The sequence below is a fragment of the Paenibacillus sp. MMS18-CY102 genome (assembly GCF_009789195.1).
GTDB lineage: Bacteria > Bacillota > Bacilli > Paenibacillales > Paenibacillaceae > Paenibacillus_T.
On the sequence record NZ_WSTC01000012.1, the window covers coordinates 123149 to 140362 of the forward strand.

The 17214-nt window shown below is 51.9% G+C and carries 9 protein-coding genes and 1 pseudogene; 5 read left to right on the forward strand and 5 right to left on the reverse strand.

The window, feature by feature from the left end; genetic code table 11:
• Positions 1-22: 22 nt before the first annotated feature.
• The 4 genes from GON22_RS11035 to GON22_RS11050 form a co-directional block, all read right to left on the reverse strand.
• A complete protein-coding gene (locus GON22_RS11035) occupies positions 23-3151 on the reverse strand; it encodes a cyclic peptide export ABC transporter (RefSeq protein ID WP_160396146.1) in 3129 nt (1042 codons plus the stop codon).
• Positions 3148-4401, reverse strand: coding sequence for a macrolide family glycosyltransferase (locus tag GON22_RS11040; RefSeq protein WP_160396147.1), 1254 nt, complete (start codon positions 4399-4401; stop codon positions 3148-3150). The genes GON22_RS11035 and GON22_RS11040 overlap by 4 nt, the downstream gene beginning before the upstream one ends.
• A 9-nt stretch (positions 4402-4410) precedes the next feature.
• Positions 4411-5817, reverse strand: coding sequence for a SagB family peptide dehydrogenase (locus GON22_RS11045; protein WP_160396148.1), 1407 nt, complete (start codon positions 5815-5817; stop codon positions 4411-4413).
• A gap of 121 nt (positions 5818-5938) precedes the next feature.
• The gene (locus GON22_RS11050) at positions 5939-10450 is read right to left on the reverse strand and encodes a non-ribosomal peptide synthetase (RefSeq protein WP_160396149.1); all 4512 of its coding nucleotides are present in this window, start codon (positions 10448-10450) and stop codon (positions 5939-5941) included.
• A 402-nt stretch (positions 10451-10852) separates the two neighbouring features.
• Here GON22_RS11050 and GON22_RS11055 point away from each other — a divergent pair, with 402 nt between their 5' ends.
• The gene (locus GON22_RS11055) at positions 10853-12424 is read left to right on the forward strand and encodes a C39 family peptidase (RefSeq protein ID WP_160396150.1); all 1572 of its coding nucleotides are present in this window, start codon (positions 10853-10855) and stop codon (positions 12422-12424) included.
• A gap of 591 nt (positions 12425-13015) precedes the next feature.
• On the opposite strand, the pseudogene GON22_RS26745 reads toward GON22_RS11055, so the two are convergent.
• Positions 13016-13141, reverse strand: a pseudogene (locus GON22_RS26745) (RCC1-like domain-containing protein); the annotation flags it as partial.
• Between the two features lie 143 nt (positions 13142-13284).
• Between GON22_RS26745 and GON22_RS11065 the strand changes: the two are divergent.
• The 4 genes from GON22_RS11065 (at position 13285) to GON22_RS11080 (ending at position 17209) form a co-directional block, all read left to right on the forward strand.
• A complete protein-coding gene (locus GON22_RS11065) occupies positions 13285-13797 on the forward strand; it encodes a DoxX family membrane protein (protein WP_160396151.1) in 513 nt (170 codons plus the stop codon).
• A 136-nt stretch (positions 13798-13933) separates the two neighbouring features.
• On the forward strand, positions 13934-14644 hold the full coding sequence (gene lepB, locus GON22_RS11070) for a signal peptidase I (protein WP_160396152.1): 711 nt from the start codon (positions 13934-13936) through the stop codon (positions 14642-14644).
• Positions 14645-14945: 301 nt separating this feature from the next.
• A complete protein-coding gene (locus GON22_RS11075; RefSeq protein WP_160396153.1) occupies positions 14946-15956 on the forward strand; it encodes a ketoacyl-ACP synthase III in 1011 nt (336 codons plus the stop codon).
• Between the two features lie 158 nt (positions 15957-16114).
• Positions 16115-17209: a glycosyltransferase family 4 protein gene (locus tag GON22_RS11080; RefSeq protein ID WP_160396154.1), complete on the forward strand. Its 1095-nt coding sequence runs from the start codon at positions 16115-16117 to the stop codon at positions 17207-17209.
• Positions 17210-17214: the final 5 nt, after the last annotated feature.

Here is a 17214-nt window from a genome sequence, read left to right on the forward strand (position 1 = left end):
AATTCCTCCTTCTTGGTTACGGTTACCCCGCCACATTCGTCGTTCGCGGCAATCGGTTCCCCTCTTCGATGCCAACGACCTGGCCTAGCTCAAGCTTGACAATCTTGTCTGCCAAATCGAAATAACGGTCGTCATGTGTAATTGCGATCACGCACTTGCCTCGTTCTTTCAGCTCAGGCAGCAGTGACTCGTAGAAAAATTGCCGGAATTCAGGGTCTTGGTCAGCTGCCCATTCGTCGAACAGGTAGATAGGGCGGTCTTCCAAGTAGCTAATTAGTAATGCAAGCCGCTTGCGTTGGCCGGTTGATAAAGCGAGCGTATCCATAGTTCCTTCGCCAATTTGCACCTTGCCATGCAGGCGGAGCTGCGTCATGTGCCGGTCAATCTCATCGCCCTTGTCTGCCGCATTAATGCCGTACAGCTTCTCAAACAGATGGTAATCGCTGAATATTGCGGAAAATTGCCCACCGAGCCATTCTGGCTCCTGCGCCATTCCATTCACTCTTATCTCTCCGCCGTCCGCCGTATATAATCCCGTTGTAAGCCGCGCCAGCGTTGATTTGCCGCTGCCGTTGCCGCCTGTGATGAACGTGACTTCACCCGCACGGAATGCCAGGTTAATCGGCCCAACCTCGAACGACGCTCCTTCTCCCCGAGATGGATGCCTGTATACGACACGATCCAGCTCCAGTGAACGGAATGGCACGCCTTCCGGCAACGGTATAGCAGCCTCAGGCGACTCCGAACCAGCTTGCCCTTCCGACAACTCCGCCGCAAGTGCGTTAATTCGGCCCCAGCTAATTCGAACTCTGATCAGATTCGGAATCGAGCCGAGAATGGCATGAATGGGTCCCGTCATATACAACAGGACGAAAACATAGGTTTGAATCGATGCTGCCTTCATCGCAGGGAATAAGACAGGGAATAGAAACGCAACAACGCCAACGACAAACGAAAAGAGCAGTTCTCCAATGACGTTCACATTCGCGAACTTCATGTCACCCCGAATGCGCTTGTCGCGATAAGTTTTCGAGCTCGCGATCATATCCGACTGAAAATCTTCCCGTCTTCCTTCGTTAAGCGCGAGTTCTTTAAATCCAGTAGTCATGTGATGAATGAAGCCAAAGAACACATTCTGGATATCGCGCGTCTGCTCCCAGATTCGCTGGGCTTGGCGCCCGAACAAGAAATGAAGGCCCGCAGCGGTAACAATAACAAAGAGAGAAACAAGCAGGCCATAGCCGCTAATCGTACCCATATAGACGAAACAGCAGATCAACGTCACGAGGCTTGTAGCTCCGGATACGACGATGTTGGAAAACTCGCTAATTGCCTCCGTATCGTTATTAAGTGCAGCCTGAATCTTCCCTTGTTCCATCCGCTCTAGCCGGCGGAATGGCGCCTTCAAAACCAACTGGGTCAGTTGGACCCTTTTTCCATAGACCATTTCGTTCGCAATTCGAATCAAGCGCGTACGCACTAACTTCTGGCCAACGACATACAAGAAAATGCCGGCGATGAGGTAAAGCAGCAGGCCGCTTGGAAACTTCTCGTCTTCTACGTGCCCAAGGGCAGCGTTGACAATAAAGATGATGAGGGCATTGCCAAGGCCGCTGGCTACGCTCAATACGATCAATGGAAGCATCGCTTTTTCACCTGGCTTCGGAGCCAATGCGGTCAGGGCATAGTAGACGCCGAAGAGCGCGGCTGCTATAAAGACCGTCCAAGCAGCAAGTGGTATCGTGAATGGCGCCCAAACGGAAGCGAACTCCCAATTCAATCCACCAAACAATGAGTCCGGAATCTCGTACAAGCAGTATCCGAATCCAGCGATTCCTGCTGCCAGCGCCACACAGACACCCGCTACCCTTGCAGTTCCTCCACTAAACTTGCGCTGACGCCTCGCCAATTGCACAATCGCGGTTATAAGCTGCCACATCGTTAAGATGATGACTGGCGCTGAGACGAACAGGGCCGCGGATGCGGTAGCGTCCAGCCCTTTCCACATATCTTTAAGTGGATCTGGCATCTTCTTGTCCATGATCATGCTCATGATGCCTTGGCCCATAGTCATCGTTCGAATGTCGCTTTCATTGGCTAATATCGCTACGCCAATGCCATCTGTCGGCCGAATGATGAGGAAGGAGGAAAAGTTCGGGTTATTGCCTTCATGCGCCAGCTCGCCCGTTCCTTTATAGTACAAGCCCCATCCGGCCGCATAAGATGATCCATCCGGGTTCGGAGGAACCGTCTTATCCGGCTCGTGCGACTTTTTGATGATCTCTGGATCAAGCCCGAGACCTGAGACGGCGCCAATTTGAATTTTCAGCCACTTCTCCATCTCCGCAGCGCTCGATATCACATAGCCCGCTGCTGTATTGCCGCGAAATGCGGGAGCGTCATAAGCCCATGTGCGAAGCAAGCCTGGCCTGTACCCTTGCGCCATCTCAGCTCCTTCTGGCGCTTTGTACATATATGTGCCAGTCAAGTCAAGCGGGTCCAATATCTGCTCACGCATGTACCGTTCGAACGGTACGCCCGAAATTTGCTGGACGACGAGCGCAAGCACATCATAATTGATCGTGGCGTAGTCGTATTTCTCTCCCGGTTCGCGTTCCAGCTCCATCCCATCTAACGTACGAACCGTGCGCTCCAGTGCGCCTTCGTCGTCCGCTTGAGGGATGATACCGATCGTTCGAAACGGGATCCCGCTCGTATGATGAAGCAACTGGCGAAGCGTAACTTCCGTTTCCTTGCCTTTGAACGTAAAGTTAAGCCACGGCACATAATGGCTGACCGGTGCATCCAGATCCAGCCTGCCTTCCGTTTCGAGGCGGAATACCGCAAGTGCTGTATACGCCTTGCTTGTCGAACCGATCTCGAACAGCGTCTGCTTCGTTACGGGTTTCTTCTCTTCCCGGTTCGCCCACCCGTACCCTTGGCTCAGTACGGTTTTGTCCCCTTCTACAATGACGACAGCGAGGCCGGGAATATCAGCTTTCTTCTTCTCGCTGCGTATATAAGCATCAATCTCGTCTAAGCGCTCGCTTACTGGAGCATGAGGGTCAGCAGCTACGTGCCCCGACAGCATAACGAAGATTACAACTAGCGTGAGCAGCGGTGCCAATAGCCTTCTAAATCTAAGCATCATGGCTGCATCACCTTTCCGCGCTCCTGTGCAACATGAGCAAGAATCGCATCCACTGCCCGAGGCGGTCCGCCTGCCTCATTGAGCGACTGGTGAATGCGTCCGCAAGCTTCGCGATAGGCTGGCTCCGTGCGGACGCGACGGACTGCATCCGCCACATCGGCTGGCTGCCAGTCTTCGCCTTGCAGGAAGATGCCGGTCCCTGCCTTTTCTACCGCGATTGCACCCATGAATTGGTCGAAGCTCTGAGGCACGACGACCATTGGCACTTCCGAGCACAGGCTTTCGTGAATGCTGTTCGCGCCGCCGTGGGTAATAAATGCGGCTGCTCGGCTTAGCAGTGCCAACTGCGGCATATGGGAACGAACGATCACGTTATCCGGCAATTGCCCAAGCCGCTCTGCCGGCACTTCATGGCCAATCGACATAGCAACCTGCACTTCTTGGCCGGCGAAAGCTTCTATACACCTCTTGTAGATATGCTCCGCATCATTAAAAATAGTGCCTAACGCGACATAGACCAGCGGACGGCCGTCCAGCCATTCAAATGGAAAACCGTCAGGCTCTGTACGCGGCTCGACGGCGTATCCCGTGAACACATAGCTGTCATCGAAAACTTGCCCGTACAGCTGAAATTCGCGAGATGTTGGCGCGAGATTCAGTTTTTCTTTGCCGCAGAAAATATCGTTGATTATGCTCGACGTATGAATCCCATACTTAAGCGCGATGATCTTGGATAGCTTGGCTTCCAACTTGCGATAGACGTCAGTCCGCCCTTTGTTCTTGGCATAGACGGGATCGTTCCCCGCCCGCAGCACATATTCCATAAAAAATTCGGGATCGACATCTGCCATCTCATCGATATAAGCAAAATTCGCAAATACCGAGATGCCCGGCACGCCAAGCTGGCGAGCCATTTCTTTGCCCCAATAACAGAACGCGTCATGCACAATATAGTCAGGTCCCCATGCCCGCGCATCTTCCAGCTCAGCTTCGACAATCTTCTGGCTATTGCCCAGAATAAAGTCAGCTGTCACGAGGAACGTCTCGATTCCCCCTGCGTCGTGCGTACTGAAGCCCAGCGGCTCCTTGTAAGCGACGAACGTAGCGCCTGTCGCTTCAATTCGAGCCCGGAACGGTTCACCCGAATAGTACAGGATCTCTTCGCCCCGATCAGCCAGCTCACGTATGAGCCCCAGTGTCGGATTGACGTGCCCATGCAGGTCCACGCCAAAATAAATGCCTCTCGTCATGACTTCCTCCTACGATTGTGGCCTGTTCATCACATAACGGTCATTCTTGCGGACATCATCGGCATTCGGGGCATTCCGTCCCCAAGCGCCGGCATAAACGATCTGATGGTCGTCGGACAGCTGCGCCAAGTCTCGCAGTTCATCGTCGTAAAAGCCCCCGATTATTGAAAAGCCAAGCCCCATCTCTTCTGTTTTCAAGTGGATGAACTGGCCCAATGCCCCTCCATCGATGGAGCATTGCTGATACTTCGAAAACTCTTCATCCGGAATTTGCGACATATCGACTGTGAAGACGAATAAGACCGAACAGTCGCGAATAAAGGTTTGGCCGAGGCAAATTCCGGCAGAGTCATTCCGGTAATTGCCTTCCTTCAGGCATTGAAGCCTGCCTTCTTCATAGCGGTAAACGCCTGGTGACAAGCCTTCTACGCCATGAATTACCAAGTGGAATGTGAAAAGAATGCCGAGGCTGTCGATAAACGCCAGCATCGTGTCCAGTTCCTCCGCACGCAGCTCGCAGCATTGAAACGCGGCGCTTGAGCGCCGCTCGATAATGAGCGGAAGCAATCGGTCATAATCCGTCCATTCCTCTGGCAGTGACAAACGCGTCAGCCAGCCTTCCGAGTGTTCTGGAACCGTTGCGTTCACCCTCCGCTGAAAATCCATAATTGGCGTCCAATTAAACAATTGGGAATCAGCATCGTCCTGCGATTCGCATCGCTGGGCCAGCTGTAACCGCTGGGGGGAGGCAGACGATATTGGCGCTTTGCCATGATCTGAAGCAGGTTCTGTGCAAGCTGTGACCAATGCGATTGGCACTTCGTAAGCATCCAATTTCAGCAGCGTGGCGAGTTCCTCGGAGCGGAGCTGCGTGTATGCGGAGAACCGCCATCCCAGGGCCCTAAGCACCAGTTGAAGATTCGCTGCGACATGGCCGGCGTCGACCATGCCGAACCGGTAGCCCTTATGTGCATATTTCCAGCACGTCCTCCATGGGACGATTGATAAAATGAAACATACGTCTGCGTCCCGTTCAGCAGCAGGCAGCGTTTCGCTAAGCAGGTCCGCCGCCTTCGCATCCCCTATCCCGTAGAGAGACGCATGCAGTGCGTTGTAATGATAGAGGCCAGGCTGAATGCCTTCCAGCCGGCGGACTGACACATATACCTCCACCGGATAGCGGCCCCCAGCTGACGGGAACGACCACAACAGCTCCGATTCATGCCCATGAAACTTGACGGAGGTGACGCCAAATGCTGGCAGCAACAGCCGTTTTAGCCACTCCACACCGGTTAGGGAACCTGGTGGAGGCGGGGCTTTTTCCCCTTTATAAATCGACGTTTTCAATCTCACGCGTGGTCCATTGTAGGATTTGAAGCGTTCTGGCCTGGGGCTTGTGTCGAATCGATTGCCCACGTATTCCCTTCCCCTGGTGTATTGAAAGATGGAAAGGTGTTCCACCGTTGTCGTCGTCGGATTGCTCATCTTCGATCCCACGCTTTCGGTTTATTTGGGTTTTCGTCCAACTGCTGCTTCCCTATAGGTACAAGCTGTCAAGTGCTTCCTGGGACAAAGAAATGGTCGTGAAGTCCGACGGTGTATAAGCCCTTTCCTGAACGTTGCAGCAATGGCGGATCAGCTCGTTCGTCCGCTCGGCAAAGCGCCCAGCAAAGGCAGTTGCCGTCTCCGGCCGGATTCGGCTACGGTCGTAACCGACGGATAATTGCAGCCTGTTGCCCATCACCATCGCAACGATGTCAATCGGCGCCGTGGCTGGATTGCCCGGGCCACTGTCAGCGCCTGTCGGCTCCTCTGACAGCTTAAACAATTCTCCTCCGTTCAAGGAGGAATCAAGCTCACCGACGTAGTTAAAACGGACGCGGTTGCCCTCGCCGGGATCTTGGAGCGTGCGCGACAGCCTTGTCAGCAAGCCGAAGCCCAAACCTCGCATAGGGAGGTTGCGCAGCGTTTCTTTAACTGACTTGACACTTTCATCCCACGAACCGCCTTCGACGGCTTGTAGTCGGACCGGATACATCGATGTAAACCAGCCGACCGTCCGCGAGAGATCCAGAGAAGAATCAGCTGGCTCGCGGCCATGCCCTTCCAGCTCGACCACAGGGTGATCAATGCTGAAGACATCCCTGATTGCCGCAGCAAGTGCAGCTGCAAGCAGCTCTTGCGTATTCGTTCCATAGGCAACGGAAGCGAGCTTGAGCAATTGGTCCGTCTCTTCTTGGGACAGCGATTCCGTCACCGTACCCGGACGCGATCCCGTATTTTGACCGGACGCATCGTGGTAGATGTATCGCTCGTCCTCCAATACAGACTGCCAATAGGCCCGCTGGCCCTCTGCCTCATCCAATCGGTTCCACAGATGCTCCGCCCATTGTTGGTAGGAGGTTGTCGCAGCAGGGAGCGGAAGTGCCTCCGGATGCACAAGATTCCGGTATAGCGCAATAAAATCCTCCAACAAAATCGACCACGACACCGCATCAACAGCAAGATGGTGGGCGGTGAGCAGCACCATAGTTCCGTCCGTTCCAAGCTCGAACATACAAGCTTTTAGGAGCGCTTCACGGTCCAGTTGGAAACTGGCCTTCAGCCGCTCTCCATTTGCCTTGAAGTGATCAAGCTGGCCGGCTCTATTCAATTCCGTTAAGTCATAAACCTTCACTGATTCGATGAGGGCATCGCTATTGTAAGCAATCACGCCAGTCGACGGATCAAGGTTCAACCGAAGCGAGTCATGCCGATCGACCAGCTTTCGAATAATGACATCCAGTTGGCTAGCGGACAGTTCTGCGTCCAGTTGCAAGAAAACCGATTGGACGTAATGTTGCCGATCCGTGAATGGCCGAGCCAAAAACCAATCCAGGATCGGTGTCTTGCGTTGCTCGCCTTCACATCGCTTGCCTTCACCGGACGCTTCAAAACCAATCGCCCGAATGTATGTGGCCATATCAGCGAACACAGGGTTATCCAAAACATCGGCAACCTTGATCGCAAAACCGCGGCTGCGGAGCCGTGAAGCGAGTTGAATCGCTTTAATGGAGTCTCCGCCCCACGTGTAGAAATGGTCTTCTTCCGTAAGCCCGTTCTCGTGCAGCACATCTCTTGCTACCGCAAGAAGGGCGATTGTTGCTGGGTTCAATTGTCCGGTTGGCGTTCGTTCGCCAGAAGCTCCAACGTTGTTCAACACAGGTGCTGGCAGCCGTACACGGTCCACTTTGCCGTTCACATTCAGCGGAATGCTCTCGATTCCGATGATGTGTGCCGGAACCATGTAAGCAGGCAGGCACTCACTTAGGTAAGCAGACAAATCTGCCGTATCAGCCGTATCTTCCGAATCCCGCACAACGTAGCCGCATAAATACTTGCTGCCGTCATTCGTCTGGCGGTCAATGACCACAGCCTCCCGGACCGTCGGGTGCTCAACTAGCATCCGTTCGATCTCTCCCAATTCAATCCGGTGGCCACGAATTTTCACTTGCAAGTCCACGCGTCCCGCGTATTCGACTGCGCCTGTCTCTAACCTGCGCGCCAAATCTCCTGTCCGGTACATGCGCTCGCCTGGAAGGAATGGGCATGGAACAAACCTCTCCTCCGTCACCAGCGGCAAGTTCCGATAACCGCGCGCCAACCCGTCTCCCGTAATGTAGATTTCGCCCAACACGTCCTCAGGCACTGGATTCCCATCCCGGTCCAGCAGGTGAATGCCCACATTTGCTGCAGGGACACCGATCGGAACAGAAGCTCTGCCATCCCCATCCGGGTCGTAGCGATGGATCATACAGCCGACAACCGTCTCGGTCGGGCCGTATTCGTTACATATTTCGATTCGTCCGCCGAAGCTATCATAAATGCGCTTGGCTAGATCTGTTCGTAAATCTTCCCCCCCAACGATGAATTGCCTGATGGAACTTCCCCGGTTATCCCGATCTTGCAGCAAGCTCAGATGCGAAGGCGTCAGCTTGACGACCGTCGCTTGATTGTCCTTCATGATGCGCTCTAGCACATATTCCTCTTCATCATCCCGATAAATGTCGATCCGCCCACCCACAATAAGCGGTGTGAAGACCGAGGTGACGGTTAAATCAAAAGCGAGTGACGAATAAAGCGGGAATACTTCCTCCTCGCTTCGTGTGTATTGCTGCTTGCACCACCAAATATAGTTAACGAGCCCTTGATGCTCGATCATGACCCCCTTAGGCTTGCCTGTCGAACCTGATGTGTAGATGATATATGCTAAATCGTTAGGTCCAGCAGCTCGTACTAGATCCTGGATCGGTGTTGCCGCGTATAGTGCTGGATCGTCCAGGTAACCGATCACCCCTTCGTAGCCGGTGCCTTCCGGTACCGGAACGTTCGTAAGCAGCAGCCTACAACCCGCATCCGCCAGCATGTAGCCAATACGTTCTGTTGGATAATCTGGATCGATCGGCACATAAGCAGCGCCAGCTTTCAGCACAGCTAGGATAGCAACGACCGTATCCAGCGAATGCCGGATAAACAATCCAACAGCGCATTCCTTGCTGATGCCTTGCGAGGCAAGCCACGCGGCAAGCTGATTCGACCGCATGTCCAATTGGCGATAGGTCAACCGATCCGACCCATATGCAGCAGCGGTCCGCTCTGGCGTACGATTCGCCTGCTCCCCGAACAACTGCGTCACCGTCTTGTCCGCAGGATAAGCCTCGCGGGTCGACAAGTATGCGGCAAGCCGTTCCTTCTCCTCTTCGAACAACATCGGCAAGCGGCCAACGGGCAGCTCTGGAGATGCAAGCATGCCATCAATCAGCGTCACTAACCGCCGGTATAGCTGGTCGATTTGCGCTTCGGAATGATCCGACGGCTTGAAATCGATTTCCATTAGCAGTTCACCAGATGCTGGCCAGTCCTTGACAACGAGCTGCAACGCATGGGTCTGGCTGCCACAGTGATGCTCTACAACTTCCGCTGTACCGCTCGCCCATTCGGTAATAACCTTCGTGTTATAGACGTTAACGCTAATATCAAAAATGCCGTCAATGCCGCGTTTCTTAAGCTGCAGGTCCGAAATGAGCACATCGTACGGATATTTCTGGTGATAGTAGCAGGCCGTCAGTTCACGTTGAAACCGTGCTAACTCGCTCTTGATTGGGGCTTCAGCGTCAAAGGCAAAACGCAGCGGCATCGTGCTCGTGAACATGCCGACAGTCGCCTTCTCCTTCGGGCCAGACCGGTTGAATACAGGCATGCCAATCACCGTATCGGCGAGCCCGTCCTTCTTCCGGATATATAAGGCGACGAGAAAGTGAAACAAAGCGGTGAGGCTGCATTCCAATTCTGCCAGATACGCTTTGACGGCTGTGGACCTGGCTGCGTCTAGCATATAGATTTTGCGCCTTCCAGCAAGTGATTCAGAAGATGCAGGCGGCGGTTCTTCCTGTGGCCATCCGGCAAACTTCGTACGCCAGAAGTCCCCATCGCGCTTGAATCGAGTGGATTCAAGATAACTAGCTTCGCGCTCAATATAGTCCAGATAAGATGGCTCTTGGCCATGCGCGTGCTCTTCGCCGCGCGATAGGCGTTCGTAAGCTTCCCGGATTTGGCCGATCAGCATCGTGCTGGACCAGCCATCGGATGCGATATGGTGTATTTTGACGAGGAATCCCCCGTCCCCTTCAGCTATTCGGAACATCGGGAACGAGCAGAGCGCTCCGCCGTCCAATGAGAACGGTTCAGCAGCTGTCTCCTCTACCCAGCGTTGCCACTGCGACTCTGGATTCGGCAAATTCGAGAAATCGACAAAAGGCTCGTCCTTTTCCGTCTCGCCCAAAGGCACAGCATATTGTGCGGGAATGCCGTCTACTTCTTCGATCCGAAGCCGAAGCGCATCATGCTTTTGCTTCTGTTCATGGATCGCCTGTGCGAGCAGATGGTAATCAAGCGGTCCTTGGATTCGAATCGATCCTGTAATATTGTGCAGTGCGGAGCCCGGATAAATCTGCTCCGTATACCATACGCGCTTCTGCGGATGCGTCAGAGGATATCGCGTGGCACTCATTTGGCAACCCCTCCAGCGTGAATTAGTTATTCATTTTTAGTGTTTTTTTGAAATCGATTGTAATTTAGGCCGGCTGAAAAATCTTGTTGGCTGGGAAGTAACACTCATGGGGTTCGTACATGATGGATTGGGTCGCATTTTCCGTCGAAATAAAGGTCATGACAGATGTCATTGCATGCTCGGGCTAAGAGGTTATTTTGGGGTTTCATGCCGAATAAACACGCATATTTATCCGAATGTGACTCTTATCATACTTGCGGATTCTGGAAACCGTCAAGTGATTTTCTAGTATAGATCAATGGCGCCAGTCATTTACAGCCTTGTGTTTCTCCGTTAAGATATCCATGAATAACGGAGGCCTATTAATCGGTCTCCGTTCCAAAGAGGAGGTCATGATGAACGATGAAAGTACTTGACGTTGAACCCGTCAAGAGCGCTGGCGGAGACTGCTTTGACGATGTGATCGTGACCGTGGATGGCTGGTACCGCAAAGGTTACGAGCTCATGTATGCGAATGCCCTGAAATTCGAATGGTCGCCTCCTGCGCCTGGGGCCACAATAGGAAGCCGAATGCAAACCGGGGTATCCAATGCACTCGATTTGCTCGGCGAATTCCATGGATACAACATTGAAGTTGTACGGAAACCTACGCCCAGCGAGGGCCTCACGCTCATCCAAGAGCAGCTCAGCAAGGGAAATCCCGTCTGCCTGAACTTCGACACTTTCTATTGTCCATGGGACCAGCATTTTGGCGTCTATCACCAGATGTGGCATGTGATGATCGTGGTCGGGTTTGACCCGAATACCGAAGAGCTAATAATCGTCGACCCCTATTTCTCGAAGAAGGATTTACGAATCTCTATGGAGCTATATGCAGGCGGATTGCAAGGCATTATGACCGTCGAGCCCACGCCAGGCTGGACTTTCGACCGCAGCCGGCTGATGGACCGCCTCCTCCATTTGCTTCGGGAGCATTTGAATGCTTCACCCAATCATTTGCGGCGCTTCGCCGATGAAATTGGCGACATCAACTTTGATGCAGAAGCCGAAGAAGGCAGTTCGCGTTTCGTTGCCAGCCCGTTGTTCATCAAGCTGAACGTTATGCATACGGCGCGGATCAACTACTCCCTCATGCTTAACTACGTCGCGGACCGGTTCGGCATTCCAGCTCTCGCATCCTGCTCCGAAGATGTTCGCCGGTTGAGCAACCCATGGAGCACGATACGCGGCATGCTGGCCAAAATTAACTTCATGCCCCCAGAACACCGGGATGCCAAGTTAATGGCTAGCCTTGGCGCCAAAATCCGCAGCGCGGCGGAAATGGAAGAACAGGTGCTGCAGCGCGTAATCGCTCTCATTGACGGCGAAGGATTAGACTCGGAAGCGATGGTCGCTGCCGCGTCATCCACAGGCGAAACTACGCGAACCATCGTTCCTATCGATATAAGCGGGATATGCGCCATTCGAGGAATCCATAACAGCCTTGGCACAGCGGACGTCGACGGAGATGGGCACAGTTATAGCCGGGAGGGCCTTCCTGTGGACGGGCTGTTGCGAATCGGAGACCTATCCTTCGTGTTCCCCGCCAGCCAAAACGAAGCGGATTGCGACAACACCGCTTGCGATGGGCAAGCCATTCCGATCCCGCCAGGCCACTATCATGGCATTTCGGTGCTTGCTAGCAGCCAATACGGGGGCAGCGCAGACGCGTTCACCGTCGAATACGCGGATGGAACGAGCGAACAGGTCCAGCTCGGATTCGCGGATTGGTGGAGCCGCTTCCCTATTGCCGGCGAGAAGGTCGCTTGGTCAGCCAATCTCAACAGGCCCTCGTTGGGCAAAACCGAAGAAATCGTCCATTTGTTCGCGAACGAAGCGCCTCTATCACGTACAGGATCAACCGCCGTACGGATCGTATTGCCGAATTTGCCGAATCTGCATGTGTTTGCTGTCTCCATGTGGAAGCAGGCTTGAACCGATAGCGTTAGCTATTTTATAGATTAGGTTGGATATTTACGAGAATAAAATAAAGGCCAAAGCTTCGGCTCTGGCCTTTTTACCATGTTTGCACTACCTTATTTACAATAATTTATTAAATACATACTTTTTATAAGTTGTAATTAGATGTAAGAATATTATTATACTTCACGATCCGCCTGGCATTTGCTCAGTGACCTCAACAGGGCCGATTATTTTCCAATTGCACTCTTCTAAAGCGGTTACATATGTACGATGGGCAGGCAGGAAACTGCAACAATCCAGCTGCTATATTAATGTAGAGAAAATAATCTTCGCCCGACCCACAACGGCTTCTACCACGCGGCTACTTCAGCGCTTCGGCTGCTGGAGCCTTTCTGGAGGAAACGAAGAAAGGCTGGTGCCTTCTTGAATAATGCTGAAAGCTCAATATTGCCGCCCATGACATTCGTTACCCGCTCGTTTTTTTATCATTTTTTATGTTAATAAAAAATTAAATATTTGGATTTTTATAACTAACTCATAATCTAACATATGTTTGAAAAATTATTGCGATAGGCAAAATAAAATAAGCTCACACGCCTCGAATTAACTGCATGAAACACCAGGCAGTTGGATGCCGCGCCAGCCGCTTACCTCGCATTGGACATGTTTATTCAAACCCACAGCCATTAGTTTGCCGTCCGATTTAAGGGCAACGGTATGGCGTCGACCCGCGGCTAAGGTTCCTTTAAGGTACTACGTTACAGTTTTCGAAACTACCGCCTGCTGTGAGCCATTATGAAAAGCCATGGTTTAAACATGAAGGAAATGGTTAATGTATCAGTGATTTACAAATTCCAAGAGAGGGATGTGCTATGTCTAGAATCGATCAATTGATTAAAGAGAACAAAGTTAGTGCTATGTTGCTGCTCGTGATTCGCTTTTATTTAGGATGGAAATGGCTAGACGCCGGCTGGGGAAAACTAACCTCGGATAAAGCTTTTGACGCATCGGGGTATTTGAAGAATGCAGTCGAAAATTCTTCTGGCGCAAAACCTACCGTTCAGGGCTGGTGGGGCGATTTCGTCGGTTCTACGGTTTTGCCTAATGTAAATGTTATCAACATCTTGATCCCTTGGGGGGAGTTATTAGTAGGCATATCGTTAATTCTCGGGCTCTTCACCGTATTCGGCGCATGCATGGGAGGGATATTAAACTTCACTTTCTTTCTTTCTGGCTCTATCAGCTCGATTCCACAAATGCTTCTCTGCGCTTTTGTCATCATCTACGCAGGGAGAAATTCAGGTTACTTCGGGCTCGGCAATCTCTACCGGCACTACATGCCTAAGAAATCGATGGACAAGCAACAGCAACTCAACGTAAGTTAGATTGGAACGATGATTAATGGTCGTGGAGTGATCCAGCGGCCATTTTTTAATTTTATGTTCTGTATCCTTCAGTGTCGGACTATATAGTATGGCCGATTACCTATATGATGCGTTTGAAAGCAGGGAGAATCCTGACATGAATGATAACAACCCTATAAAGGATAGGATTACGGGCAAACCATTAAAGAATAAAACATACACCCGCGTTAAATGGGTGGGGCTCGGCACCCTACTCCTTCTACTTGTCTTTTTTGTTCCTCAACTTTCTTATGTCATGAACATTTGGGGATCCGGGTCGACAACAATTACAGATTCAATAACAAAGGAGTCACTAGGGGAAGCAACCCTTACCAGCGATTTATTTGAAGTCAATCCAATGTACGACAATATGAATCGGGGGCATAATGAGTTGGTTAACCATGCCGTCATTGATCCCAATTACTACAAAACAAATCCAATTCGGAGAGGTGACATTATTTACTTTCATGGGCAGGCTTTCGATCCAAGGCTAAGAGAAGGCGATATTAGCAGAGTGATCGGCCTTCCCGGCGAGTCCATAAAAGTTCATAAGGGGCAAATATACGTGAACGAAAAAAAATTGAATACATTTTATGGGCAAGCACACAGAGGTGGAATGACCAGAGAAGCCTTTCTTCAACTACCTGATAGTCACAATATCAATAAAGAAGTTATCTTAAAAGATGTATACGACTTTTCTTTGAAATCTGTAACTGTGCCGGACGGAACCATCTTTATCGTCGGAGATGACTGGTTGCGTAGCTTGGATAGCTTACATTTGGGTCCCCTCCCGCAGCGATTGATTACTGGAAAAGTTGTTGGCGAATGAAATTGTAATCTTTGTTCAGGTGATGGCTTCTGAATTCACTCAGGAGCCATCTTTTTTAATGTTCAATGGCAGCAGTCAAATTTGTAATGGGGCACGCACCCATTGACCTGAAGACGTAACTCTTCAAGAGTTTTACAGTCTTTGTAGTTAAGCTCATCCTTCGTATAACCAACAGCCTGAATTATTTTCTAACTAATTATGGCACCACACAAGGTCTTTCGCCGCTTGACACCCGCCTCCAACCAGTACTAATATTAGGTATTAGTATCTGGTACTAAATTATGAAAGGAATGAATGCGGCATGGCACAATCCTACAACCTTTTATCTAACGCACGTATAACGGCAATTGGCTCTTACGTACCTGAATCAATTTTATCCAACGCGGATTTGGAGAAAATGGTGGAGACAGATCACGAGTGGATCGTGCGCCGCACCGGTATCGAGGAAAGGCGTATTGCGGCACCGGATCAATTCAGCAGTGACCTATGCATACAAGCCGTTGCCGATCTGCAGCGCCGGTATGGCGTTCAGCTCGATGATGTCGATTATATTATCGTTGCCACAACGACGCCGGATTCCCCATTCCCTTCTACCTCTGCGCGACTACAGCAAGCATTCGGCATGAATAACTGCGGAGCAATCGATCTCCAAGCAGCATGCGCGGGCTTCACCGCTGCCCTACAAAATGCGAACGGCCTGCTCTTGTCCGGCGCAGCGCGTAAAGTGCTTGTCGTAGGGGCAGATACGATGTCCAAAATTACCGATTATACCGATCGCTCGACCTGCATCCTGTTCGGTGATGGTGCGGGCGCTTTGCTGCTGGAAGCCGAAGACAACCGGAAGGGCGACGTGCTTGCTTCCTACTCCGTAACGACAGGGTCTGGCGGGCATCATGTGTACTTGACGGGACTGTCGGAAGTCGTTGGCGAGCATAAGCTCGACAATCCGGGGAAGGTCGTACAGAACGGGCGCGAGGTGTACAAATGGGCAGTCGGCACGGTGCCCGAAGGCGTGGAGAAGCTGCTGGAACGTGCGCAGCTGCAAGTGTCGGATCTCGATTGGTTCGTACCGCACAGCGCGAATCTGCGTATCGTCGAATCGATTTGCGAACGCACGGGCATTCCGATCGAACGCTCGCTCGTGTCGCTTGTGAAGTATGGCAATACTTCTTCTGCATCCATCCCGCTCGCGCTGGATCTAGCGGTTCGCGAAGGGCGGCTGGAGCAAGGGCAGCTCATGCTGTTATATGGATTCGGCGCCGGATTAACGCAGGCTGGCGTTATTCTTCGTTGGAGCCTTCCTAAGGCTTAACAGCCGTTTTTGCACAAAATAACACTCGCACGCCTATACGAAGTAAGCGTTTTTAACCGCCCGCTCGGGCCTGCCTTGCCTAGCATAATATGAACCAGACGCGTGGCGATGCCGGTGTCCGTTTCATACGTTTGCCAGGAAGGCGGGTAGTATACCGAATGAAGCTATTGTTTACTTATTTCGTGCCGAGCGGCGGCATTGAAACGTTGAACCGGCTTCGCGCGCGCATCCTGCGCCGTATCGGAATTGAGAGCCATCTCTTCTACTTATGGGACGGCGCCGGCGTCCAGAATCTCATCCACACCGACATCCCCTATTTGGTGTCTAACGACGACCATCATATCGCCACGATGCTCGCCCTTCACCAATACGATGCAATTATCGTAACATGCGATCACTTCTTGCTAGACCGATTGCGGGGACATGGCTATAAAGGCCCGATTTTGTACGAAGCACAGGGCCTTGGCACAAGGGAACAAGCGTTATCGACACTTCGGGAAGCTTCCCCCTACATTCGCAAGCATGCCCAAGCCGTGCTCGGGCCGCAAACCTCCCATCTTATAGCTGCCTATACTGGCTACTTTCCCGATCTCCCCCGTTTCTATATGCACAATCCCGTCAATATCGAGCAGTTTCATTACCGTACGCTGCCGCAAGCGAACCCTGACGGTGCGCCCGTATTAGCATGGATTGGCAGGCTGGAGAGCAATAAAAATGTTTCCCTCTGCCTTCGCATCGCTGCACATCTCGCGCGTGCTGTCCCGAATTTGCAGTTGTGGATGTTTGTCGACCTCTCCCTTAGCGAACCTGATCAACGGCAATCATTCGAGAAGCTTGTTCATGAGCTAAACCTCAGCAATCGGTTAAAGCTGCTCTCTAACATTCCCCATCATCAAATGGCTGATTACTTATCAGCAGTTGGCGACAGCGGCGGTTTTCTCCTGTCGACTTCCGGCACGGAAGGATTCGGCTATGCGATAGCTGAGGCCATGAGCTGCCGCTGCCCAGTGCTTTCTACTGACTCCGATGGCGTACGCACTTTTATTGAGCATGGGCGGACTGGGTTATTTTTCCGTACGGGCAAGGTGGAGGAAGGCGTCCTCTACGGGCTTCAGCTGCTGAATGACCGCGAAGCAACCAATCGGATGCGCGACGCAGCGTACAGCCTAATGAAAACAGCCTTCAGCCCGAATCGGTATTGCGCTGATTTGAACAACGTGCTCGTAGCACTCGGCATTCGCCCTCCGCTATAAAGCCC

Bases quoted from the DNA above. Each gene is read 5' to 3' on its own strand.
- GON22_RS11055 (WP_160396150.1), top strand. From the start codon at position 10,853: ATGAAAGTACTTGACGTTGAACCCGTCAAGAGCGCTGGCGGAGACTGC.
- GON22_RS11065 (WP_160396151.1), top strand. From the start codon at position 13,285: ATGTCTAGAATCGATCAATTGATTAAAGAGAACAAAGTTAGTGCTATG.
- GON22_RS11050 (WP_160396149.1), bottom strand. From the start codon at position 10,450: ATGAGTGCCACGCGATATCCTCTGACGCATCCGCAGAAGCGCGTATGG.
- GON22_RS11040 (WP_160396147.1), bottom strand. From the start codon at position 4,401: ATGACGAGAGGCATTTATTTTGGCGTGGACCTGCATGGGCACGTCAAT.
- GON22_RS11035 (WP_160396146.1), bottom strand. From the start codon at position 3,151: ATGATGCTTAGATTTAGAAGGCTATTGGCACCGCTGCTCACGCTAGTT.
- lepB (WP_160396152.1), top strand. From the start codon at position 13,934: ATGAATGATAACAACCCTATAAAGGATAGGATTACGGGCAAACCATTA.
- GON22_RS11080 (WP_160396154.1), top strand. From the start codon at position 16,115: ATGAAGCTATTGTTTACTTATTTCGTGCCGAGCGGCGGCATTGAAACG.
- GON22_RS11075 (WP_160396153.1), top strand. From the start codon at position 14,946: ATGGCACAATCCTACAACCTTTTATCTAACGCACGTATAACGGCAATT.